Source organism: Cobetia sp. 4B, assembly GCF_018831605.1.
Lineage (GTDB): Bacteria > Pseudomonadota > Gammaproteobacteria > Pseudomonadales > Halomonadaceae > Cobetia > Cobetia amphilecti.
In genome coordinates, this window is the sequence record NZ_CP059843.1 from 2,091,340 (window position 1) to 2,115,418 (window position 24,079).

Annotated in this window: 19 protein-coding genes; 15 read left to right on the forward strand and 4 right to left on the reverse strand. The window is 61.6% G+C overall.

From position 1 onward, the window contains the following. Positions 1 to 112: 112 nt before the first annotated feature. The 9 genes from ruvB to H2O77_RS08855 all read left to right on the forward strand — a co-directional run bounded on the left by ruvB (position 113) and on the right by H2O77_RS08855 (position 7,831). On the forward strand, positions 113 to 1,156 hold the full coding sequence (gene ruvB, locus H2O77_RS08815; protein ID WP_043333609.1) for a Holliday junction branch migration DNA helicase RuvB: 1,044 nt from the start codon (positions 113 to 115) through the stop codon (positions 1,154 to 1,156). Further along, entirely contained in the window at positions 1,153 to 1,587 is a 435-nt protein-coding gene (ybgC, locus tag H2O77_RS08820) for a tol-pal system-associated acyl-CoA thioesterase (protein ID WP_176677072.1), read from the forward strand. The genes ruvB and ybgC overlap by 4 nt, the downstream gene beginning before the upstream one ends. 135 nt (positions 1,588 to 1,722) lie before the next feature. After that, a complete protein-coding gene (gene tolQ, locus H2O77_RS08825) occupies positions 1,723 to 2,400 on the forward strand; it encodes a protein TolQ (RefSeq protein WP_215824408.1) in 678 nt (225 codons plus the stop codon). Positions 2,401 to 2,414: 14 nt separating this feature from the next. After that, the gene (tolR, locus tag H2O77_RS08830) at positions 2,415 to 2,861 is read left to right on the forward strand and encodes a protein TolR (protein ID WP_054556687.1); all 447 of its coding nucleotides are present in this window, start codon (positions 2,415 to 2,417) and stop codon (positions 2,859 to 2,861) included. A 3-nt stretch (positions 2,862 to 2,864) separates the two neighbouring features. Continuing rightward, the gene (gene tolA, locus H2O77_RS08835) at positions 2,865 to 4,064 is read left to right on the forward strand and encodes a cell envelope integrity protein TolA (RefSeq protein WP_215824409.1); all 1,200 of its coding nucleotides are present in this window, start codon (positions 2,865 to 2,867) and stop codon (positions 4,062 to 4,064) included. Then, positions 4,061 to 5,353 carry a Tol-Pal system beta propeller repeat protein TolB gene (gene tolB, locus H2O77_RS08840; protein ID WP_107334808.1) on the forward strand — a complete coding sequence of 431 codons (1,293 nt, stop codon included), beginning with the start codon at positions 4,061 to 4,063 and terminating at the stop codon, positions 5,351 to 5,353. The genes tolA and tolB overlap by 4 nt, the downstream gene beginning before the upstream one ends. A gap of 70 nt (positions 5,354 to 5,423) precedes the next feature. Next, entirely contained in the window at positions 5,424 to 5,933 is a 510-nt protein-coding gene (pal, locus tag H2O77_RS08845; RefSeq protein ID WP_054556684.1) for a peptidoglycan-associated lipoprotein Pal, read from the forward strand. A gap of 138 nt (positions 5,934 to 6,071) precedes the next feature. Then, a complete protein-coding gene (ybgF, locus tag H2O77_RS08850; protein ID WP_107334807.1) occupies positions 6,072 to 6,857 on the forward strand; it encodes a tol-pal system protein YbgF in 786 nt (261 codons plus the stop codon). 209 nt (positions 6,858 to 7,066) lie between these two features. Continuing rightward, positions 7,067 to 7,831 carry a YciK family oxidoreductase gene (locus tag H2O77_RS08855; RefSeq protein WP_054556682.1) on the forward strand — a complete coding sequence of 255 codons (765 nt, stop codon included), beginning with the start codon at positions 7,067 to 7,069 and terminating at the stop codon, positions 7,829 to 7,831. 225 nt (positions 7,832 to 8,056) lie between these two features. On the opposite strand, the gene H2O77_RS08860 is transcribed toward H2O77_RS08855, so the two are convergent. Together H2O77_RS08860 and ubiG are read right to left on the reverse strand one after the other, a co-directional pair. Then, positions 8,057 to 8,737, reverse strand: coding sequence for an HAD-IA family hydrolase (locus H2O77_RS08860; protein ID WP_215824540.1), 681 nt, complete (start codon positions 8,735 to 8,737; stop codon positions 8,057 to 8,059). A 2-nt stretch (positions 8,738 to 8,739) separates the two neighbouring features. After that, on the reverse strand, positions 8,740 to 9,456 hold the full coding sequence (ubiG, locus tag H2O77_RS08865; RefSeq protein ID WP_054556732.1) for a bifunctional 2-polyprenyl-6-hydroxyphenol methylase/3-demethylubiquinol 3-O-methyltransferase UbiG: 717 nt from the start codon (positions 9,454 to 9,456) through the stop codon (positions 8,740 to 8,742). Between the two features lie 270 nt (positions 9,457 to 9,726). Here ubiG and mtnA point away from each other — a divergent pair, with 270 nt between their 5' ends. The 3 genes from mtnA (at position 9,727) to H2O77_RS08880 (ending at position 13,271) form a co-directional block, all read left to right on the forward strand. Then, positions 9,727 to 10,911: an S-methyl-5-thioribose-1-phosphate isomerase gene (gene mtnA, locus H2O77_RS08870; protein ID WP_215824410.1), complete on the forward strand. Its 1,185-nt coding sequence runs from the start codon at positions 9,727 to 9,729 to the stop codon at positions 10,909 to 10,911. 185 nt (positions 10,912 to 11,096) lie between these two features. Next, positions 11,097 to 11,981 carry a UTP--glucose-1-phosphate uridylyltransferase GalU gene (galU, locus tag H2O77_RS08875; protein WP_054556681.1) on the forward strand — a complete coding sequence of 295 codons (885 nt, stop codon included), beginning with the start codon at positions 11,097 to 11,099 and terminating at the stop codon, positions 11,979 to 11,981. Between the two features lie 3 nt (positions 11,982 to 11,984). Further along, on the forward strand, positions 11,985 to 13,271 hold the full coding sequence (locus H2O77_RS08880; protein WP_107334805.1) for a nucleotide sugar dehydrogenase: 1,287 nt from the start codon (positions 11,985 to 11,987) through the stop codon (positions 13,269 to 13,271). Between the two features lie 232 nt (positions 13,272 to 13,503). On the opposite strand, the gene H2O77_RS08885 is transcribed toward H2O77_RS08880, so the two are convergent. Further along, positions 13,504 to 14,631, reverse strand: a complete 1,128-nt coding sequence (locus H2O77_RS08885) for an alcohol dehydrogenase family protein (RefSeq protein WP_215824411.1) — start codon at positions 14,629 to 14,631, stop codon at positions 13,504 to 13,506. Positions 14,632 to 15,023: 392 nt separating this feature from the next. Then, a complete protein-coding gene (locus H2O77_RS08890) occupies positions 15,024 to 15,608 on the reverse strand; it encodes a Fe-Mn family superoxide dismutase (RefSeq protein WP_043334256.1) in 585 nt (194 codons plus the stop codon). Positions 15,609 to 16,262: 654 nt separating this feature from the next. On the opposite strand from H2O77_RS08890, the gene H2O77_RS08895 reads away from it, so the two are divergent. The 3 genes from H2O77_RS08895 to H2O77_RS08905 all read left to right on the forward strand — a co-directional run bounded on the left by H2O77_RS08895 (position 16,263) and on the right by H2O77_RS08905 (position 23,941). Beyond that, positions 16,263 to 17,459 (forward strand): hypothetical protein, encoded by a 1,197-nt coding sequence (locus tag H2O77_RS08895; protein WP_215824412.1) that lies wholly within the window; start codon positions 16,263 to 16,265, stop codon positions 17,457 to 17,459. 153 nt (positions 17,460 to 17,612) lie between these two features. Continuing rightward, the gene (locus H2O77_RS08900) at positions 17,613 to 19,676 is read left to right on the forward strand and encodes an autotransporter assembly complex family protein (protein ID WP_215824413.1); all 2,064 of its coding nucleotides are present in this window, start codon (positions 17,613 to 17,615) and stop codon (positions 19,674 to 19,676) included. Positions 19,677 to 19,768: 92 nt separating this feature from the next. Continuing rightward, a complete protein-coding gene (locus tag H2O77_RS08905) occupies positions 19,769 to 23,941 on the forward strand; it encodes a translocation/assembly module TamB domain-containing protein (RefSeq protein ID WP_215824414.1) in 4,173 nt (1,390 codons plus the stop codon). Positions 23,942 to 24,079 lie beyond the last annotated feature (138 nt).

Sequence of the window (24,079 nt, forward strand, 5' to 3'; positions counted from 1 at the left end):
CTAGATCGTTGCACCGCCCTGGCAAACCTTGCCACCTGCCACTGACGCACGTTCATGGCCCATGACCCGCGTCATGTGCGTGACCTGCGTCATCAGGAGTTGAGCAAGCATCATGATGGAGTCGGACCGACTGATCTCCGCGGCGACGCATGATCCGGAAGAGCGGATCGATCGCGCCAACCGGCCACGCACGCTGAGTGACTACATCGGACAGCCCATCGTCCGCGAGCAGATGGAAATCTTCATCAGTGCCGCGCGAGGACGAGGCGATAGTCTGGATCACACCCTGGTCTTCGGCCCGCCCGGACTCGGCAAGACGACGCTGGCGCATATCATCGCCAGCGAGATGAGTGTCGATATCAAGTCGACCTCCGGGCCTGTGCTGGAGCGGGCAGGGGACCTGGCAGCGATGCTGACCAACTTGCAGGAAGGCGATGTCCTGTTCATCGACGAGATACACCGGCTGTCACCGGCCGTCGAGGAAGTGCTCTATCCGGCGATGGAAGATTATCAGCTCGACATCATGATCGGTGAAGGCCCCGCGGCCCGCTCGATCAAGCTTGAGCTGCCACGATTCACCCTGGTCGGCGCGACGACGCGTGCAGGACTGCTGACGGCGCCGCTGCGCGATCGCTTCGGCATCGTCCAGCGCCTCGAGTTCTACGATATCGAGTCACTCACCGACATCGTGGCGCGCAGTGCCAGGCTTTCCGGCATGGAAGTCGAGATGGAAGGGGCGCTGGAGATTGCGCGTCGTTCCCGCGGCACGCCGCGTATCGCCAATCGCCTGCTGCGCCGGGTGCGTGACTTCGCTGAAGTGCGCTCGGATGGTCGCTTGACGCTGGAAGTGGCCGACAAGGCGCTCAACATGCTCAATGTCGACAGCCACGGCCTGGATCACATGGACCGTCGACTGCTTCTGGCAATGATCGAGAAGTTCGATGGCGGGCCGGTAGGGGTCGATTCATTGGCGGCGGCTATCGGGGAAGAGCGCGATACCATCGAGGATGTGCTGGAGCCCTACCTGATTCAGCAGGGCTTCATGATGCGCACGGCGCGTGGGCGTCTGGTCACGCGCTCGGCCTATCTGCACTTCGGGATCACCCCGCGTGAAGAGCAGGCGCGGCTGGGACAGGAAGGAAATGACGCGTCATGACATCTGAAGACGCAGGAAATACGTTGAAGGGTGAAGCTGCATGTTTTCACCACACTGTGCGCGTCTACATCGAGGATACTGATGCCGGTGGCATCGTCTACTACGTGAATTATCTGCGCTTCATGGAGCGCGCGCGCAGTGAATGGTTGCGAGCGAAGGGCTTCACGCAGCAAGCCTTGCTTGAAAAAGGCATTCAGTTGGTAGTACACAGTGTAACAAATCGTTATCTTCGTCCTGCGCATCTGGATGACCTGCTGACCGTGACGGCAACGGCAGGCGCCTTGCGCGGTGCACGCCTGACGTTCACCCAGAAGGCGCTGCGCGGTGAGCAGATCTTGAGCGAAGCGGAAGTCGTGATCGCTTGCGTCGATGCCACGACCTTGCGCCCCAGACGCTGGCCCGGGGAATTGCTTGCGGCTCTTGAGGTCTGAGATCACAAGGCGCAGATGAGGCCACTGCCAGCCAGGCGCCGAGGCGCCAGGCTGATGAACAGATTATTTATCGTGTCACTGATTGACGGTGGCACAGACTGAACCAAGTAAAGAGGGATTTCCGTGGAAGATTCGATGTCGATCATTTCGCTGTTCGTGAACGCCAGTCTGGTCGTTCAGGCAGTCATGTTGCTGTTGCTGGCAGCTTCCATTGCATCTTGGGTGGTGATCTTTCAGCGCGGGATGGCATTGTCCCGTGCCAAGCAGGCTTACGCGGCCTTTGAAAAGCGCTTCTGGTCCGGGGTCGACCTCAATCACCTCTATCGTGAATTGCCGACGGATGAAGAATCCACCCCGGGCGCCTCTGGCGTCTTCCGTGCCGGCTTCCGCGAGTACAGTCGCCTCAAGCCCAAGTCCCGCAATGCCGATGCGGTAATGGATGGTGTGCAACGCAGCATGCGCGTCACGCTGTCACGTGAAGAAGAGCGCCTGAACGTTCATCTGCCGTTTCTGGCCACGGTCAGCTCCGTCAGCCCCTATGTCGGCCTGTTCGGTACCGTGTGGGGCATCATGGGCTCCTTCCAGGCACTGGGTACGGCTCAGCAGGCAACTCTGACCACTGTCGCCCCCTGGATTGCCGAAGCATTGGTCGCGACCGCCATGGGCCTGTTCGCGGCAATCCCGGCCGTCATCTTCTACAACCGTCTGGCCAGCCGTGCTGATCAGTTGCTAGGCCGCTATGAAGACTTCGCCGAAGAACTTCACTCCATTCTGCATCGTAATCTGCACGGTCGTGGCAGCAACGACGCTTGAAGGGAGGCGAGTCAATGAAAGGACCGTATAGCAGAGGCCACAAGCGCAAGCTGTCCTCCGAGATCAATGTGGTGCCCTTCATCGACGTCATGTTGGTGTTGCTGGTCATCTTTATGATCACCGCGCCGATGATGACGCAGGGGGTTCAGGTCGAATTGCCCAAGGTCACCTCCAAGCCGATCGACAATCCCGATGATGTGACACCATTGATCGTCTCGCTGGACGACAGCGGCAATTACTACATCGACCTGGGGTCGGATGAAGACAAGCGCACGCCGGTGGCACTGGATGAACTGGGCAGCAAGGTCGCATCCATCGTGGCCGAGAAGCCCAAGACGCCCGTGCTGGTCAAGGGTGCCAAGACGGCGCCCTACGGCGATGTCATGGGGTTGATGAGCACGTTGCAGGGTGCCGGTGTCCCCAATGTCGGGCTGATTTCAGAACCACCGACCGAGGGCTGATGGATGAGTCAGCCAGAGATAGAACAGCGGGTCGGGTTGGGATTGCCTGTGGTGCTGGCCGTTGGCCTGCACCTGGGCATCCTGATTCTGACTCTGGTGAGTTGGCCAGAATCCGAACCGGAGAAGACCAACACCACCATCGTCAACGCGACACTGGTCAGTACCGAGACCACGACCAATCAGGCCCAGCAGGCGAAGTCCAGCAAGGCGCGTGATGCGGCCGAAGAATCCGATCAGCGCCAGAGCGCCAAGGAAGAGGCGGCCAGAGAGGCAGAGCTTGCAGCGGAGCAGCAACGCAGCGCCGCCGAGGAAAAGGCGGCTGCCCAGAAGGCGCAACAGCAAAAGGCGGCTGAGCAGGCCAAGGCGGCGGAGCAGTTGAAGGCTGAGCAGGCGGCGGCCGAAAAGGCCAAGGCAGAAGCGGCCAGGCGTGCAGAGGAAGCCAAGGCGATTGCCCTTGATCGCAAGAAAGCCGAAGCGGAAAAGCAGGCCAAGGCCGATGCCTTGAAGAAGGCGGAAGCCGAGAAGGCTGCCAAGGCCAAGGCGGAAGCCGAAAAGGCCGCCAAGGAAAAAGCCGCAGAAGAAGCGCGCAAGAAAGCCGAAGCAGAGAAGGCTGCCAAGGCCAAGGCAGACGCTGAAGCCAAGAAGGCGGAAGCCGAAAAGGCAGCCAAGGCCAGGGCAGCAGCGGAGAAGGCCGAGAAGGAAAAGGCGGCCAAGGCGGCAGCCGACAAGGCCGCCAAGGAGAAGGCAGCCAAGGCCAAGGCGGCGGAAGAAGCGCGCAAGAAGGCGGCCGCGGAAGCCGCACGCCAGAAGGCACTTGCCGAGAAAGCGGCGCAGGCCTCTGCCGGCTCGCTGGATAGCCTGATAGACAGTGAAAGCGACGCCATCAGTGGCGCCAAACAGGCCGCTCAGGCAGCCAATGGCTTCGAGAACCTGATTAAGAAGTATGTCGGACAGAATTGGAACCGGCCGTCTGGTACTACTCCTGGTATGAGAGTTTTCGTTCGCGTGTCTTTGCTGCCTACTGGGGAGTTGGTCTCCGCTGCGGTCAGCAAGAGCAGTGGCAACGCCGCCTTCGATCGATCGGCTATCCAAGCGCTTCAAAAAGCAGCACCATTCACAGAGATGCAGCAGTTGCCAGCTAGTGCTAAAAGTCAGTTCCGAAGCTTTACATTAGACTTCAATCCAGAGGACCTGGGCCGATGAGACGATTGACCGCATGGATGATGGCAGCCGCCTTGCTGGCAGTGACCAGCCTGGCAAGAGCTGACCTGACCATCGAGATCACCAAGGGCAATGACAGCGCCACACCTATCGCTGTCGTGCCGTTCGAGAATCTGACAGGGGGAAGTCTGCCGCAGGACCTCGCACGCATCATCTCCGATGACCTGGCGCGCAGTGGCCAGTTCGACCCGATCAAGCGCGACAATCTGATTGCGTTGCCGGGCACGACGCAGGACGTCTTCGTCAATGACTGGAAGCGTCTGGGGGCCAGTTACCTTGTGGTGGGCCAGGTAAAGACGGCCAGCAATGGCGGTTATAGCATCCAGTATGAGCTGATGGATGTGCTGGGCAACAAGCGCATGCTTGGCGAAGTCATCACCGGAAGCAATGGTGAGCTGCGCGCGCGTGGCCATTATATGAGCGATGAAATATTTGAGGAAATCACTGGAATTCGCGGTGCTTTCTCGACAAAAATCGCATACATTACCGCCAATGGTGTTGGCGACAATATTCGTTTTGCCCTGTACGTGGCGGATTCAGATGGCCACAATAGTCAGGAGATTCTGGCCTCCGATGAACCGATCATGTCACCGGCATGGTCGCCGGATGGCAAGAAGCTGGCCTATGTCAGTTTTGAAGCCGAACGTCCCGCTATCTATGTGCAGGAATTGGGCAGTGGTCGTCGTGCAAAACTGACAGGTTTCCGAGGCATCAATGGTGCCCCGGCCTGGTCGCCGGACGGACGTAAACTGGCAATGGCATTGTCAAAGGATGGCCAGCCGGAAATCTATGTGATGGATATTGCCAGCCGTCAGTTCCAGCGTCTGACCAACAATCCTGCGATCGATACCGAGCCGGATTGGTTGCCGGATGGTAGCGGTATGGTGTTCACCTCTGATCGTGCAGGCTCCCCACAGATCTATCGTCTTGATCTGTCCGGCGGCACGGAACGTGTGACATATACCGGCAATTACAACTCCCGCGGGCGCATCTCACCCGATGGAGAGAACCTGTTCATGATCAACCGCGCAGGCAACGGTTATCAGGTTGCCAAGCAAGATCTGAAGAGCGGTCGGGTTACCTCCCTGACCGATACTCAGTGGGATGAATCACCAAGTGTTGCGCCGAATGGCACTATGGTGATATATGCCACTCAGCAAGGAACCCGCGGGGTCCTGGGACAGGTGTCGGCAGACGGAAGGGCACAATTCTCCCTGCCGTCAGCACAAGGCGACGTGCGTGAACCTGCGTGGTCGCCGTTCCTGAACTAAACCACTAGAATGCAACTGAGCCACCAAGAAAGGCTTGGCATTCGTACCCATTAGAGCAAGGAGTTTCACAATGCAGTTCACCCCGTATGCAAAAGGTCTGTTGGTTGCCCTGTCCCTGAGCGTCATGGCAGGTTGTTCCAGCAGCGGCGGCGCTCAGGACGGCGACATGGATTCAGCCAACAGCGGTGCGAACACTGCCGGCATGAACACTGGTGCCAACAGCAACGCCAACCAGATGAGCAACGCCACCATGCCTGACGTGCGTACCATCTACTTCGCCTTCAACAAGGACACCATCCGTCCTGAGTTCGAAAGCGTCCTGATGGGTCACGCTCAGTACCTGAAAGCCAACACCAGCGCCAATGTCGTTCTGGAAGGCCACGCTGATGAGCGCGGTACTCGTGAATACAACCTGGGTCTGGGCGAGCGTCGTGCCAAGTCTGTCGCACGCTTCCTGACTGTCCAGGGCGTGTCTCCGTCACAGATCGAGATCGTCTCCTACGGTGAAGAGCGTCCGGCTGTCCAGGGCCACGGCGAGTCTTCCTACGCCAAGAATCGTCGTGTGGTCTTCGACTACTAAGTACGGTTCATCTCCGCGACTCTCCAATGAGCCGTGGAGACGCTAGAAACTTGTGTTGAGCTGGCCCGGGCAAGAGGCGTGTCCTTGAACCCCGGGCTTGCTTGCGCGATACCATGATGATTCGGCGGAGCCGACAGCATGAAACACAGCCTGAAAGGGTTGTTCGGTGCGGGAGCCTTGTTGCTCCCGTTGTCCGTTTTGGCCGCACCGACGGTCGAGGACCTCACTGGGCAATCAAACTCGCTCTATCAGCAGGCCAATACTCGTTTGAGTGGCGGCGGCACCCTGACCCTTCTCAATCAACTCGACGAACAGGCACAGGAAATTGCCCGACTTCGCGGCCGGATCGATGAGCTGGAATACCAGTTCAAGCGTCTGACCGAGATGTCGCAGCAACGCTACCTGGATCTGGAACAGCGGGTTTCTGGCGGCGCTTCCGCCGGGGAGAACGGTCAGGTTGTCGATTCACAGGCAGCAGCGGCAGTCACTGGCGGCGCAAGTGCCGGTGGTGCAGCCAGCACCAATGGCGCCAGCAATGCCGACAGCGGTGCAGCTGCCCAGAAGGATTACGAGAATGCCTTCGCCAAGGTGCAGTCTCGCGACTTCGACGGTGCCATTGTCGCCTTTGAAGCCTTCGTGGTGGACCATGGGGATTCCAACCTCGCCGCCAATGCCCATTACTGGCTGGGCGAGCTGTATTCGGCCAAGAACCAGCTGGATGCTTCTGCCCAGGCCTTCGACACCGTGATCAGCGAATTCTCGCAATCCAGCAAGGTGCCGGATGCGATGTACAAGCTGGGCCTGGTCAAGGCGCGTCAAGGCAAGGCGCAGGAAAGTCGCTCCTTGCTCGAGAAGCTGGTCCAGCAGTATCCGGACAGCAAGGCTGGCACCATGGCCAAGGACTTCCTGTCCTCCGGCGCCTGAGTGCCCGTGGCCATTGGCCACCTGTATTCCCCAAAGCCCGCGCTTGGTATTCTACCAGGTGCGGGCTTTGCGTTTTGTGGCGCTCGGCGCCTCATGCCATCGGCAGGCAACCCGGGCGCGCTTCATGTAGCCGAGCAAGTAATAATGCCGGTGAAGAGGCAGTGACTCTCATCGGCGGTTGACGACAGATCTCAGACAGGGATATCACCATGGCAGAGTGCAAGATCGACTATCAGGCCCCGGACGACATGCTGAAAGGGCGAATCATTCTGGTGACCGGGGCGGGGTCCGGCATTGGGCGTGAAGCGGCAGTCGAATACGCGCGCCATGGAGCGACAGTGATATTGCTGGGCAGAACCATTGCCAAGCTGGAAGAAGTCTACGACGAGATCGAGGCCTTGGGAGCACCGCAACCGGCCATCTATCCACTCAACTTCGAAGGGGCATCGCTCAAGGATTATCAGCAGATGGCTGATACCCTGCACAGCGAGTTCGGTCGTCTGGATGGCCTGCTGCACAACGCGAGCCTGCTGGGCAAGATCACTCCATTCGAGCAGTATGATCCGGCGCTGTGGGAGCAGGTCATGCAGGTCAATATCAATGGCCCCATCTGGATGGTCCAGGCATTGCTGCCGTTGCTCAAGGCCTCGAAGGACGCCTCCGTCGTGCTGACAAGCTCCAGTGTCGGGCGCAAGGGGCGTGCCTTCTGGGGCGCCTACAGTGTCTCCAAGTTCGCTACGGAAGGCTTCTCGCAGATGCTGGCTCAGGAACTGGAGAATACCAGCCAGGTGCGCGTCAATACGCTCAATCCCGGTGGGACGCGGACCCCGATGCGCAAGTCGGCGTTCCCGGCCGAAGACCCCGATACCTTGCGTACGCCCGCCGACATCATGCCGACCTATCTGTGGTTGATGGGGCCGGACAGTCGTGGTCATACCGGCGAGATGTTCGACGCCCAGCCGCCGAAAGTCTGAGCCTTTGTCAGCTGTCATCTCGCTAGCTGACGAGTGACGCCGCCAGGCGGGCCATTCGTCATACCCTGCAACAAGAACGCCGACGGCATTGGCCGTCGGCGTTCTTGTGTCTAGCTGCTTGTTTCTGGCTGCTTGTGTCTATCTTCTGATGTCCATCTACGGATCACCCGCTCGTGGGGGGCTGGTTCGTGCGAGCTTCGTGTGAGCTACGTGCGTGTCGCTCGGTCAGTGCAGGTCCGCTGCCCGCAGCGCGGCATTGATGACTTCTTCCGAGGTGTCAAACCACACATCGGCAGGCCAGGCGTCCACATCGTCGCCCTCGCGGACATAGCCGTAGCGCACCGCGACCGCCAGCATGCCCGCCGCGCGTGCCGCCTGCATGTCACGGTCGTGGTCCCCCAGATACCAGCATTCGGAGGCGTCGACACCGAGGCAGCGTGCCGCCTCCCACAGCGGCTCTGGATGCGGCTTCTTGACCGGCAGGTCATCGGCACACAGCAGACAGCCGGGCGTGAGCTTGAGTGCGGCGATCAGCGGCTCGGCGAACTGACGGGGCTTGTTGGTCACGATGCCCCACGGCAGGCCGGCGCGCTGACAGATTTCGATCAGGGCGTCATAGCCCGGGAACAGCACACTGTGCGCCGCGACATCGCGGGCATAGAACTCCAGCAGACGAGTGCGCTCGCTGGCGTGTTTGGGGTGATCGAGCTCATGACCCAGGGCCAGCGTCACCAGAGCGCTGCCACCATGCGAGACTTCGGCGCGAATCACGTCGTAGTCCAGCGCCGGCAGGGTGTGATGCTGACGCAGCTCATTGGTGGCGCGCGCCAGGTCTGGCGCGGTGTCCACCAGGGTGCCATCGAGATCGAAGATCAAGGCGGCGGGACGAGGTAGCGCTGCCGGCAGGCTCACGCAAGCTCTTCCTCGGTCGGGCGACGCGTGTGCATCAGATAGTTGACGGTAAGGTCGGAGGAATTCAGGCGATATTTGCGCGTCAGCGGGTTGTAGGTCATGCCGGTGGAGCCTTCCATCTTGAGGCCCGCATCGCGTGTCCAGCGACCCAGCTCGGCCGGACGGATGAACTTGCGATACTCGTGGGTGCCACGCGGCAGCATCTGCAGCACATATTCCGCGCCGAGAATCGCGAAGGCATACGCCTTGGGATTGCGGTTGATGGTCGAGAAGAACACCATGCCGCCGGGCTTGACCAGCCGTGCGCAGGCCGCGATCACCGAGGATGGGTCCGGCACGTGCTCGAGCATTTCCAGACAGGTGACGACGTCGAACTGGCCGGCCATCTCTTCTGCGGCGGCTTCGGCGGTGGTCTGGCGGTAGTCCACCTCGACACCGGACTCCAGCTGATGCAGGCGGGCAACGGACAGCGGCGCCTCACCCATGTCGATACCCGTCACCTGGGCGCCACGATGCGCCATGGCTTCGGAGAGAATGCCGCCACCGCAGCCGACGTCGATCACGCGCTTGCCTGCCAGGCCAGCGTGGGTGTCGATATAGTCGACCCGCAACGGATTGATGTCATGCAGCGGCTTGAATTCACTGTCACGGTCCCACCAGCGACTGGCCAATGCCGAGAACTTGGCGATCTCGCTGGCATCGACATTGCCCAGATGGTCCTGGGGCTGGGCATCTTGCTGGGTGTCGTTATCGCTCATCTTTGCATCCTTACCGTTACGGAAGTGCTGTTCGGGAAGTGGCAGGCCTGTACAGGCACCTTACCCTCGGGCACGATTCCACCATTCTAATCCGACTGCCGTCGCGGGTCAGCGTCCAGCGCAAAAAACTCATCATGACGGGCACTTGCGTTACGATGGGGCGGGGCGTCGCGCCACGCGCGATGACCAGTCGTCATTATTGTCATGTAGCAACGGGGAGTGGTCATGAGCCTGGTTCCGATTCGCTGGGTAAGCCAGCAAGAGTGTGCGTCGCGGGAAGAAGACACGGCAGGCACCCCGCCCGATGCCAGCACTGACGTCACTCATGATGTCACTTCTGATGCCACTCAGCCGGCGGTGAAGCTTGCGCTGCTCGACCAGCGTCTGCTGCCGGGTGAGACCCGCGAGGTGCTGCTCGAGGATGCACGCGGGGTCGCGACTGCCATTACCGACATGGTGGTCCGCGGTGCACCGGCCATCGGGATCGCCGCCTCCTATGGCGTGGCGCTGGAGGCTTTCGTCATCAACCGCGAGGGCGGTGACTGGCAGTCACGCCTGGCCAGCGCCTGTGATGTGCTGGCTGCCTCGCGCCCGACAGCGGTCAACCTGTTCTGGGCGCTGGATCGCATGCGCAAGGTGATTGCCGCACACGCCACCCGGTCGCAGGCCCCGTATGAGGCGTTGCTGAAGGAGGCCGTGCGCATTCACGAGCAGGATCTGGATGACAATCTGCGCATGGCCGAGTTTGGCGCCCAGGTGATTGCGGCCTCCCTCGTGCAAGGCGAGACGCGGTGCGAGGTCATGACCCACTGCAATACCGGCGCGCTGGCCACCGGCGGCCACGGCACGGCCTTGGGCGTGATCCGTACCGCCTACGCCCAGGGCATACTCGGCCGTGTGCATGTCAACGAGACACGTCCCTGGTGGCAAGGCTCTCGCCTGACGGCGTGGGAGCTGGTGCAGGAGAAGATTCCCGCGCGTCTGGCCGTGGAAGGCGCAGCCTCGCTGATCATGCAGCAGGGTGCCCGGACGCCGGAAGGGGTGCGCTGGTTGATCGTCGGCGCGGACCGCATTGCGGCCAACGGCGATACAGCCAACAAGATCGGTACCTTCTCGCTGGCCGTTCAGGCGCGCGCCCATGGCATCAAGGTCATGGTGGTGGCCCCGCTGGCCACCTTCGATGGCAGCCTGGCCAGTGGCGCGGACATCCCCATCGAGACGCGCGACGCCGCCGAGCTGCGCGAGGCGGGTGGTCGTCAGATCGCGCCGCAGGACATCGATGTCTTCAATCCGGTCTTTGATGTCACACCGCATGAGTATATTGATGCCATCGTCACCGAACATGGCGTGATAGAGTCGCCCGATAGCGACAGTGTCGGTGCGCTGCTCGGGCGCGCCATGCGCCGCTGATGGCGTTTCACAGAGTGGTAGCGCTTACCAAGCCTCGGATAGTGCAGGAATTTCGCACTCCTTGATCAAACTGGCATAATCTCTGCCTATGATGAAGGATGGTCGTTGATTGGCTTCGACGACAGTAACTCGGTGGAGGTCCTTCGACGGGCTTCACCACGACATAGACACAAGGAAGACGCTACATGATACGCAAGGCTGTTCTGCCTGTTGCCGGTCTCGGCACACGTTGCCTCCCGGCCTCCAAGGCCATCCCCAAGGAAATGATCACCATCGTCGACAAGCCGGTGATCCAATATGTGGTGGAAGAAGCGGTCGCAGCCGGTATCAAGGAAATCGTGCTGGTCACCCATTCCAGCAAGAATGCCATCGAGAATCACTTCGACAAGCACTTCGAGCTGGAAACCACCCTGGAAGCCAAGGGCAAGCTCGAGCTGCTCGAACAGCTGCGTAACATCATCCCGGATGACGTCAAGATCATCAGCGTGCGCCAGCCGGAGCCGCTGGGCCTGGGCCACGCCGTGCTGTGTGCCAAGCCGATCGTCGGTGATGAGCCGTTCATCGTCATGCTGCCGGACGTGCTGGTCGATGGCGAAGGGCTCGAGAAGAATGACCTGGCGCGCATGATGGAGGCCTACGAAGCCACCAACGCCGCCCAGATCATGGTCGAGAATGTTCCGCAGGACATGGCCTACAAGTACGGTATCGTCGCGATCGACGGCGACACGCCGGAAGCCGGCAAGTCCGCCCTGATCAATGGCATGGTCGAAAAGCCGGCCCCGGGCACCGAGCCGTCGACCCTGGCGGTCATCGGCCGTTATCTGTTGCCGGGTCGTATCTTCGAGCTTCTGGAGAACACTCCGCCGGGCGCGGGTGGTGAGATCCAGCTGACCGATGCCATCGACACCCTGCGTGACGACAAGGCCGTCGCGGCCTACCGCATGGCCGGTGATACTTACGATTGCGGTCACCAGCTGGGCTATCTTGAAGCGACTCTTTCCTTCGCCAAGCGTCACCCGACCTTCGGTGAAGGCTTCCGCGAGCTGCTGACTCGCTACCAGGAGAAATAAGCCATGCAGGTGCTGGTGCACGGAAGCGAACTGGCGGCGGCAACGGCCAGCGCCGCTCTGGCGAGCGTGGGTCACCGTGTCTGGTGGTGGCCACATGAGGACATGGACTGGGCTGCCCTGGAACGCGTCGACTGGTTGAACAGTGAGCCAGGCCTGCGCGAACGTCTTGATCGCCATCGGGAACGGGGCGATCTCACTCTCATCGAGGACCTCGAGTCACTGCGGCGCATCGATATCCACTGGATCGCCGTCTCGCCGGACCAGCGCGAAAGCGCGCTGAGCCGTGTCGAGCAGCTGGTGGCGACCCTGGATGAGCCGCTGGTGCTGGTCAACAACTCGACCTTCCCGGTGGGTACGACCGAGCGTTTCGAGGCGTTGCTGCCGCGTGACGACCAGTACGCCGTCGCCTTGCCGGACATGCTGGAGGAGGGCCGTTCACTGGCCACCTTCGAGCGTCCGGCCCGTTGGTTGCTGGGCAGCGAAGCGGAACCTGCCACCCTGCGGGTGCAGGAGCTGCTGCGTGCCTTCAACCGGCGTGAAGATGTCTTCCAGATCATGCCGCGCCGCGCCGCCGAACTGACCAAGCTGGCCATCAACGGCATGCTCGCGACGCGTATCAGCTACATGAACGAAGTGGCGGGTCTGTCCGACTCCCTCGGCGTCGATGTGGAATATGTGCGTCAGGGCATGGGCGCCGATCCGCGCATCGGCTTCGGCTATCTCTATCCGGGCTGTGGGTTCGGTGGCCCGAACTTCTCGCGTGACCTGATGCGTCTGGCCGATGTCCAGCACCAGACAGGGCGGGAATCGATGCTGCTCGAGCATGTGCTCGACATCAACGAGGCCAAGAAGGAGACGCTGTTCCGCAAGCTGTGGCAGCACTTCGATGGTGAATTGCGCGGTCGTACCGTGGCGATCTGGGGCGCGGCCTTCAAGCCGGGTACCGCGCGTATCGACCATGCACCGGTCTTGACCTTGCTTGAGGCGCTGTGGGCCCAGGGCGTGCGCGTGCGCGTGCATGATCCCGCGGCCTTGTCGGCGCTGGGGGAGGCCTGTGGTGCGCATCCGTTGCTGGAGCTGGTCGATGGCAACATGTATGACGCCCTGGAGGGCGCTGATGCCCTGATGCTGGTCACCGAGTGGAAGTGCTACTGGAACCCGGACTGGCAGCGCCTGAAGCGTGAGCTGGGCGCGGGCCTGGTGCTCGATGGCCGCAACATCTTCGACCCGCGTTACGTGGCAAGCCAGGGGCTGGTCTATCGCGGCATCGGCCGCCGTGCCAGCCCCTGATGGGCAACTCGGTGGGTCAGGCTGACGGGCTCTGAAGTTGATGTTCTCTCAGACTGACGCTCCTTCAGGCTGACCCTTGCGTGCTCAGTATGCAAAAGCCCTCATCCGGTTCCGGATGAGGGCTTTTTGTCGTGGGCTCAGGTTTGAAATCTAGGCCGCCAGGCTTTACATCATGAGCGCCAGGCCTTTTATGCAGACCGCCAGGCTTTTCATGATGACCGCCAGGCTGTCTTCAGGCCCAGGGCTCGAGCACGAACTTGCCCACGTGGCCCTTGCTCAGAAACTGCTGTTGGGCAGTGACGATCTCGGTCAGCGGGAAGCTGGCCGCGATCAGCGGGCGAATCTCGCCTTGCTCCACATAGCGGATCAGATTGGGGAAGGTGGCTTCACACCAGGCAGTGGTGCCAAGCAGGCGCAGGTTCTTGAGGTACAGGTCGCGCAGGTCCAGCGTCACCATCGGGCCAGCGATGGCGCCGGTGGTCACCAGACGGCCGCCACGCGCAAGCAACTTCATCATGACTGGAAAGTTGTCGCCCGCGACATTGTCGACCACCAGATCGACGCTTTCATGGCCCAGCTGCTCGAGCAGGTCGGCCTTGCGGTCCAGAAGCTTGTCGGCGCCAAGGTCTGCAAGAGCCTCATGCTTGGCAACGCCCGCCACGGCATACACCGTCGCGCCGCGGCGCTTGGCCAGCTGCAATGCAGCGGAACCGACCCCGCCCGAGGCGCCCAGAATCAGCACACGCTCGCCTGCCTTGAGCTCTGCCTGTTCGAGCATGTTCTCCGCCGTGCCGTAGGCACAGGGCAGGGAGCCAAGCTCGACATCGCTCCAGTCACAGTCCACCGCGAACACTTCACTGGCGCGCACGCTGACGAACTGCGAAAAGGCGCCGTCGAAATCCGAGCCCATCCATTCATTTTCCAGTGAGTCCCAGCCCTCGCTGCGCATGCAGGAGCGTACCAGCACGCGCTTGCCCAGTAGGCTGGCATCCGCATTCGGGCCCAATGCCACCACCTCGCCACAGCAATCCGTGCCCTGTATCAGGGGGAAGGGCGTCTCTCCCTTCCAGCCACCTTCCGGTGGCGCCGGCTTGTCAGTCGCCGCATCTGCATCCGCGTTGTCATGCACACTGCTGGCCTGTTGGGTCGCGGTAGTGATCGTGGAGGAATACCAGCCCAGACGCGTATTGATCTCGGTGTTGTTCATGCCAGCCGCCAGCACCTTGATCAGCACCTCGCCTTCACCGGGTGTCGGCACCGGGCGCTGCTGCGTCTCGAGGCATTCATAACCCCCATGGCCGGTGGTCACGATCGCCAGCATGGAGTCGGGCAGAGAGGAGGTCGAGGTGTCAGTGGGCATCGGTATTCCCTTTTTTCAAAGTATGTATTTCGTGCAGTCAAGGAATGCATTTCAAGCAGTGTGTGCCAACCATGTCGTCGAATCCCTGTGAGCGATCAAGGGGACGCAACGAGGTAGAGCATACGTTCTACTTCTACATCATTAGATAGGGGCACCACCGTCATTTGCAAGTCGACAGACGAGATTCTTCTCCTGGTGGTGCATACAGCGTAGCCAAGCCTTGCGTGTAGCAGGCTCGCGGCTGGGTGACGTTGTCTTGAACGAAAAAACCCCGCCAGGTGGCGGGGTTTTCAGAGCAGGGCGTCCAGGAGTCATATCAGGGTGACGTCGGTTGCCTTGGCTCAGCTGGAGTCTCGAGCGGTAACGACTCGGCCTCCTTATTCTGGGAAAGCTCAGGCTGCGAAGTTCTGTGCAGCGAATTCCCAGTTGATGATGTTCCAGATGCTTTCCAGGTACTTCGGACGCGCATTGCGGTAGTCGACGTAGTAGGCGTGCTCCCAGACGTCGACAGTCAGCAGCGGAGTCTGACCAGACTTGGCGATCGGGGTGTCAGCGTCGTCAGTGTTGACGATTTCCAGCTCGCCCTGGGCGTTCTTGACCAGCCAGGTCCAACCGGAACCGAAGTTGCCAGCGGCGGAAGTGTTGAAGGCTTCCTTGAAGTCAGCCACGGAGCCCCATTTGGCCACGATGGCGTCTGCCAGCGGGCCGGACGGCTCGCCACCACCATTCGGGGACAGGCAGTGCCAGTAGAAGGTGTGGTTCCACACCTGAGCTGCCTGGTTGAACAGACCACCCTGGGCGCTCTGGATGATCTCTTCGAGAGATTTTTCTGCGTCAGCAGTGCCTTCGACCATGCTGTTCAGCTTGGTGACGTAGGCTTGGTGATGCTTGCCGTAATGGTACTCAAGGGTCTCGGCAGAGATGGTCGGCTCGAGTGCGTTCTTTTCGTACGGCAGTGCTGGAAGTTCAAATGCCATGGGGATCAGCTCCTTTTCCTCACCAATTGGGTCGTACTCTGCCTTCGTGGGGCTTGGGGCTGAGTATTTCAATGCCTGATCTGCCATCGCGTGATGGAAGAGGGTCAGACAAGCACAGACTCAAGCTCCGCGACCAGCATCACTCCCGGCCCTGAAACTGGCCACCCGCTCAGGCAGCGGGCAAGGGCGAAAGTGCATGACTCGCCGTGCATCCTTCATGCCGTGGCTACGCGCATGAAATGTGCAATCAGCGTGAAAAACCTTGTGAATCCAGATAGCTACGAAGACAGAGGCTGCGCGTATCGCAGTGTCTGGCACTATAGCACCCAGACACCGACAGGCCAACGCTGGTGGGCACTGACCGCGGGATCCTCTCAAGCGTCTTGCAAGGCTCACGTGCATTGCCAGGCTTTTGCCACATTCCTGCCACTCTGCCCTCGATGACGGGCCGTGGCGGGAACCTGATGAGATGACCGAGGTCAGCTGTTAGACTCGATTTCCTGTACGTGAACCGTGACTTATCTTTTGCAGAACCTGCATGACTGTATTTTTATACAGCAAGGCGAAAAAGCGCACTTCCGGTCGTCTTGCGCCGCCTTGAAGATGCTGCGCTGAACCTTTCGCTGATGATCGTTTGCCGGACCTGGAGCCAGAATGCGGCCGCACAACGCTGAACCGTCTCTCAATGACTCACCGGACGATGCGCTGGTCGCGCGTCCCGACGATGCGCTTGGCGTGCATCACACTCGTCCCCCCGCGCCCAGACGCTGGCCGACGTGGCTTTGCCTCCTCGCCCTGGGGGGCGTGGTGGGCTGGCAACAGTGGCAGCTGCATGACCTGCAGACCCTCGGTGGCGATCAACGCGATCAGCTCGGCGCGCGTGTCAGCCAGCTCGAACGTTCCGTGGCCCAGCTTGAGCAGCAGGGTGATGAGCGCCTGAGCGAACTGCGTGATGCACTGGGTGAGCAACTCAGCGCCCTGGACCGCCAGTTGAATGACACTATCGTGCCGGCGCTGACCAACCTGCAGAAGGACAAGGCGTCCCTGTCCAGTGAGGCCGTCGCGCGTCTCGAGACGCTGGAAGACAAGGTGGCGAAGGACGCGGATGGCGCTCAAGAGCGTCTGACCGCCATGGACGAGGCGCTTGATCGCCTGGAGGGTCGCGTCACGACGCTTGCCCAGACAGATGACAACCACGCGACCCTGATCACGGCGCTGCAAGGCTCGATGGCGGCGCTGGAATCCCTCAGCCGTGATGGCCGTGCAGCGTTGGGCGCGCGCCTGGACGCCCAGTCGGCCACGCTTGAGCACCTCGAGCCGCTGGTGGACAAGACCTCCAGCACTCTGGACACGCTGGCTACCCGCATCGAGAGCTTGCAAAGCGATATCGAGAGCGAGGTTGAGAACAATAGCGCCGAGCAGTTGGCCTCGCTCGAGACTCGCCTCACGGCACTCAAGACGGACCTGGCCACGCAACAGACCCAGACGCGTGACTTGCAGCAATCGCAGCAGCAACTGAGCGAGACGCTGAAGTCACTGCCGGAGCCTGTGGAGGCCGCTGATGGCGATGAACTGGCCAGCAAGCTCAAGGGCCGTTTCGCGCCGCTTGACGAGCTGGCTGCGCTTGAGACCGCGCAACGCTCACTGGACTCCCAGCTGGGTGAGCTGCGCCGTCAGCAGACAGCGCTCAGTGCCGGCCTTGAAGCCAGCTCACAGGGAGCGTCAGAGGACACGCGAGAGCAGTTGCGCTCGCTGGATGCCAGCCGCCGTCAGCTGAGTGGCCGTGTCGCGTCGCTGCTGGGCCAGGTATCTGAGCTTGAGCAGCGCGTCAGCCGTCTGGAACGTCGCTGAGCTGGCTCCGCAGGGATATAAGCAATGAGATATGGCATGGTCCGCCACTCTGGCGGGCCATGTGACACGCCCCGTGATGACCGAGCGCCGCACGACATGATGAATGGGAACGATGGACAGTGCTTTCCACCAGCACTCAACAAAGGACGAATCATGAGTGGCGACAACAAAGAGTCTGCTCGAGCGACCGGGACGCGCGGTTTGCCGCATCGCTATCTGACGCCGCTGATCGTGTGTGGCGGCCTGTGCTTCGCGCCGCAGGCGCTGGCGATCGATGCCGCCGTCAAGGGCGTCAAGGGCGCGACGGCCACTAACGTGGTCAACTTCCTGGCCGGGATGACGCTTGAGGGCGATGCGCCGGCCGAGCGTTATGAGGATGAGATCATCCGGCGGACCCAGGAAGCGCTGCAGGCGTTCGGTTACTACGATGCCCAGATCACGCTCAGCTATCCCGAGAAGGGGTTGCTGGGCGGCGATGATGTGGTCGTGACGGTGGATGCCGGTGAGCCGGTCACCATCGAGACGCTGGAGCTGCGACTCGAGGGCGACGCCGCGCGCGACAAGGTCATGAAGAAGGTGCTGGCCGACGCCGACCTCGAGGAAGGCGATGTGCTGCGTCACTCTCGCTATGACAGTCTCAAGTCGACCCTGACGTCGCTCAGCCTCGAACGCGGCTATTTCGACACCTCCTTCTCCCAGCAGCGCATCGAGGTACGCCCCTGGCTGCACTCGGCACGCATCTATCTGGTCATGCAGAGCGGTCAGCGCTACCGCTTCGGCGATATCACCTACCTCAATAGTCAGATAGAGCTGGATCGCGTCAAGGCCATGCAGCCGTTCGAGACTGGTGATTATTACGAAGCCGGCAAGTTGACCCAGTTCAACCAGCGGCTGAGCGAGGCCGGCTGGTTCCGCTCGGCCGCGATCAAGCCACAGCTCAATCCGGGCGCCGAGCTCAAGACCACCAGCCCCGACAGCGAGATAAAGACACCTTACGCCCAGGCACAGGGCTATGAGGGCTCATGGCTTGCCGAGGTCGAGAGGGCTGAAATCGAGGCGGGGGATGAGAGCCGCCGCGCTGACGCGGCGTCCCCCTCGGACTCCACGGCGCCCGTCGCGCAGACCGCCGTGGAGGCTGATGACGCTGGCTCCGCTGTGGCTGGCACTACCGAAGCCGCCGGCAACGACACGCCGGTGCTGACGGGCGATGCGCTGGAGGCCGCGGTCAAGACGGCCAACGGCCCCATCATCCCCGTGGACATCAGCCTGATTCCCGCAGACCGTCACAAGTTCGAGACCGGTATCGGCTACGCGACGGATGTCGGGCCACGCCTGCAGTTCAGCTGGGAGATGCCGTGGGTCAATCGCTATGGCCATAGCCTGACCAACAGCCTGTTCCTGTCCTCGCCGGAACAGACCTTCGAGGGCGAATACCGCATGCCGCTCGAAGACCCGCTCAAGGATAGCTATGTCCTCGAGTACGGGATGTCGAACACCGACGATGAAGATACCGAGAGTCTCGAGACCACCGTGCGCTTCACCCGCGAGTGGAAGTTCGACAATGGCTGGACCCAGCGCGTGTTCTTCGGTTCCACCTATGAGGACTACACCCAGGCGGATGAATCCGGGGCCGTGCTGCTGCTGTATCCCGGCGTGAGCTGGAACCGCACCCGCACGCGCCCCAAGACCTTCCCGATGTGGGGCGACCGCCAACAGCTGACCTTCGAATACGGCGATCAGATGTGGGGCTCGGACGTGACCTTCCTGCGCTCCCAGTTCAACACCAACTGGATACGCTCCATCGGCGACAACCATCGTTTCGTGGCGCGCATGGGCGTCGGCCACGTAGATACCGACAACTTTGATGACATGCCACCCTCGATGCGCTTCTTCACCGGGGGCGACAACAGTGTGCGTGGCTATTCCTACGAGACACTCGCCCCGGAAGATGACGACGGCGACCTGGAAGGCGGTAGCTCGTTGCTCACCAGCAGCCTGGAATACGATTACCGCCTGACCGGCGACTGGTGGGGCGCGACCTTCTACGACGCCGGTAACGCCTTCAATGGCTGGGACGCACTCGAGCTCAAGACGGCGGCCGGCATGGGGATTCGCTGGATCTCGCCGGTGGGGCCGATTCGTCTCGATATCGCCCATCCCTTCGATGACGATGACAACGATTACCGTATTCACTTCTCGATCGGGCCGGAATTCTGAGCGGCTCGCGTCTCTTGAGCGAGTGTCGTGCGGATCAAGCGCCAGCAAAGGACCATCAGCTGAGCGGGTGAGCTGATAAAAAAGATATGGAGATGTTGGAATTGTCTAATCCCTATGTACGTCGGGGCGGCCTGGTCATCCGGTTGCTGATATGGCTGCTCGTGTTCCTGATCGGGCTGACGATGCTGCTGGTCGGGGGCGTGCTGTCTCCGTGGGGCACCGGACTGGTGCTCGATCAGGCGCGCTCGCGTGGCTTCATCGATTACTCCCAGGCCTCCGGCTCACCGCTGGAAGCGCTGTCACTCAAGGACGTCTCGCTGGACCTGCCGGGGCTGGCCGTCAATGCCGACTCGCTGTCGCTGGCCTGGGGCGAGGACTGCCTGCTCAAGGGCAAGCTGTGTCTCGAGTCGCTGGAGTCCAGTGGCCTCGCGATCACCCTGAGCGATAGCGGTGCCAGCACTGAACCGGAACCGGAGAGCGGTGAGAGTCTCAATGTGCCCATCGTGGTGCCGATTCCCATCGAGGTGCGCAAGGTCGCCATTGATGACTTCGCCCTGGCGCTGGCGGATGGCAGTCGCGTCACCTTCGATCATTTCCATACCTCGGCCGCGCTGTCAGTGAGTACGCTGACGCTGGGCGAGACACGCCTTATCACCAGTCGTTTCATTCCGGCCGATGCCGACGCGGCTCAAACGGCGTCAGATGCCGTCAGTCTCGAGGGTGTGAGCATCACGCCTGAGGCTCAGCAAGCGGCAAGTGCAGTGGTCCACACTCAGGTCGTGACGTCTCAAGCAGAGAGCGCCGCCAAGGCTATCTCGAATAAGACCATCACGGATGACGCCGCAGAAGTGTCTGGCAAGACTGCCGCTGAAACCTCGGATCAGACAGCACAGGCCGGGCGCATCGCCTTGCCGGAAGTCTATATTCCGCTGACCATCGAGGTTCCCGATCTCGCCATCGAAGACTTTGCGATCGAGGGGCCAAGCCCGTATGAGGTCAGCCGCCTGTCGCTGGCACTCAAGGCGGAAGGGCATGACATCACGCTCTCGCGTCTCGAGGTCGATTCCCGCGACGTCAACGCCGATCTCGTGGCGCAGGTCACCTTGAAGGACGAGTATCCCCTGAGCGCCACGCTCAATGCCGAGACCCTGATTGATCCCGTGCGTCATGAAAAGCTGCGCCTGTCTCTGGAAGGCTCGCTGGCGGATCTTGAAGCCTCTCTCAAGGCCGACGGCCCACTTGCCGCTGAGCTTGTGGCCAGCGCGGATGTACTGGACAGCGATCTGCCCTTCGAGGCGCGCCTGAGCTCCGAGCGGATCACCTGGCCCTTTGCCGCTGTCACTGATGCCTCTGATGACACCTCCGCGGATGCGCAGAAAGGCGCTCAGACAGCGACCCAAGCCAAGGATGGCAAGAACACGTCTGGCTCCGCTGCCGCTGCCTCCTTCACGCCTGACTATAGCGTCGAGAATCTGGCGCTGGTCGCCAAGGGCTCACTGTCGGGGTATACGACCACGCTGGATGCCATCATCGAGGGGCGTGACATTCCGCGCGCCACCTTGTCATTGGCAGGCGACGGCGATCTCGAGCATTACCGCTGGCAGCCACTCAAGATCGCGCTCAAGCGCGGCTCCGCCACCACCCGTGGCGAGATTCACTGGCAGCAAGGTATTCAGGTCGCCGCCGAGCTGGCCCTCGACAAGCTGCATCCCGAAGACTTGCTGCCGGCCCCGGCCGGAGGCGGCCAGAAAGCCGTGCGTGGTGAGCTGAGCGGCAATCTCGTGGCCAGCTTCCATCAGCCGCAACAAGGTCCGTGGGCCGTCGATGTCAGCAAGCTGGATATCCATGGCACCTTGCTCGAGCGTCCGCTCACGCTGACCGGCAAGCTTTCAGGCAATGCCGACATGCAGTGGGACGTCAACGCGCTGGAGCTGCGCCAGGGCCAGAACCGTCTGAGCGCCAATGGCAAGATTGCCAAGACCATCACCCTGGCGGCCAACATCGATTTCCCGGCGCTATCGACCCTGATGCCGGATATCGCGGGTGAGCTCAAGGGCAAGATCGATGCCTCGGGCACTCTCGACAAGCCTCAGCTGGCCAGCAACTTCACCGCACGACGCCTGCAGATCGGTGAGAACCGTATCTCCGACATGGCACTGTCGGCCGGGGTCGATGCCCGCAAGCGGGGGATTGATGACCCGGCACTGGATATCGCCCTCAATGCCGATGATGTCAGAGCTGGCGGACAGCAGATCGCGACCGTCGCGCTGACGCTGGGAGGCTTCCTGAGCGATCACACCCTGCAGTTCGATACCGAGATGGCCGGTGAGATGCCGCTTTCTCGTCTGGGGCTGACCCTCAAGGGGGGGCTCGACAAGGCGCGTGAGCATTATCGCGGTGCGCTGTCTCCGCTGACGGCGAATACCGATTTCGGGGACTTCAACTTCGACACACCGGCGAGCTTCGATGCCAATCTCGCCAAGGGCAGCGTGCTGGTGCAGCCGTTCTGTCTGAGTCGCGAACAGGGCGGCCAGATCTGTGTCGCCGAACCCTTGAGCGCGGGCAATGACGGTCAGGCCGTGGTGACTCTCGAGGGGATACCGCTGGACATGGCCCAGAGCGCCATGCCGGAGAGTTGGACCATCGGCGGTGCCACGGGCGGCAAGATCACGGCAAGCTGGAAGCAGGGTGGCCAACGCTGGAATGCTGACGCGGAGCTGGCGGGCAAGTTGACGCTGGCCGGCGAAGACGCCGACGGCAATGCCTGGTCACTGCCGGAGACCACCCTGCAACTGGCGCTGGAGGCCACGCCCGACAAGGCTGATCTCGATACCCAGATTCGCCTCGACAGCGCTGGCGGCATCGGTCTCACCGTGTCGGTCCTCGACCCGGCGGGCGCAGGCCAGCTGGATGGCTCGCTGGCCATCCGCGACATCGACCTCTCGCCGTATCGTCCGCTGGTGGCGGGCATGACTCAGCTGGAAGGCATGCTGGCGGGTGACGTCGAGGTCGGCGGCAATCTGAGCCTACCGTCGTTGACCGGCCCAATCGCGCTGACCGGTGTCAAGGTGCAGGGCGAAGGCCTGCCGGTGTCGCTGTCGGATGCCCAGTTCTCCGTTGACTTCGATGGCAACAATGCCGATATCGATGGCTATCTGATGGGCAATGATGCGCGCTGGGGCATCGATGGCGAGGCGGCCTGGCCGACGCTTGAGGACTGGACGGCGTCATTGAACCTCGACGGCGCGAAGAACCCGCTCGAGCTGCATATCGCCGGGATCGGCCGCATGCGCGTCGCGCCGGATCTCGAGATCAATGCCAGCCCCACGCTGCTCAAGCTCCGGGGTGACGTCAAGGTGCCGTGGACACGCATCGAAGTGGACCAGGTGCCGCCGTCTGCCGTGTCACCCTCCAGTGACACCATCATCATCGAGCGTCCCAGTGATGAGGCCACCTCCAACCCGGCCGAGCTTGCCGATGGCAGCGATACCGCCAAGGCGCTCAACGAGGCCGGCATGGCGCTGGATGTGCGTATCGGCATCCATATCGGACCGGATGCGCGCTTGGAGGCAATGGGGCTCAAGACCAAGCTCAGAGGCGATCTCGATGTGCGTCAGTCCAAGGGCGGCGTGCAGGTCTTCGGTGAGGTCAATCTGGTCGACGGAACCTACAAGAGCTTCGGGCAGGACCTGCAGATCAGCAAGGGACAAGTCTTGCTGGCCGGGCCGCCCTCGAGCCCGCGTCTGAATATCGAGGCGATCCGTGATCCTGACAACACCGAGGACGACGTGACCGCAGGGGTGCGTGTGACGGGGCTTGCCTCGTCACCCAGCGTCGAGATCTTCTCGGACCCGTCGATGGATGAGTCCTCGGCACTGAGTTATCTGCTGCGCGGTGAGGGCCTGGACAGCGACACCAGCAGTGACAGTGCGGTCACGTCCGCCTTGATCGGCATGTCATTGGCGCAAAGTGGCCAGGTGGTCGGCCAGATCGGGGAAACCTTCGGTGTGCGCGACCTGAGTCTGGACAGCTCCGGCAGCGGGGATGACAGCCAGGTGGTGGTCAGCGGCTATATCGCTCCGGACCTGAAGCTCAGTTACGGCGTCGGGCTGTTCTCGCCGATCGCGGAGCTGACGCTGCGCTACAAGCTGTTCCGCAATCTGTATGCCGAAGCGGTGTCCGGCACGGCGCAGGCCGTGGATCTGCTCTACAGCTTCTCGCTGGGTCGCAGCGAGCTGGCGCCCAGAGTCGGCAAGGACAGATGACACGTCAGGCCAATTGATTGCCACAGGTTCAGCCCCCATCGACAGGTTCGGTGGGGGCTGTCTCGTTATGGAGGGGCATTTCAGAGGTGCTAGTTTCGCTTATGCTTGAGAGCTCAAGCGCACGCGCGACAGCACAAG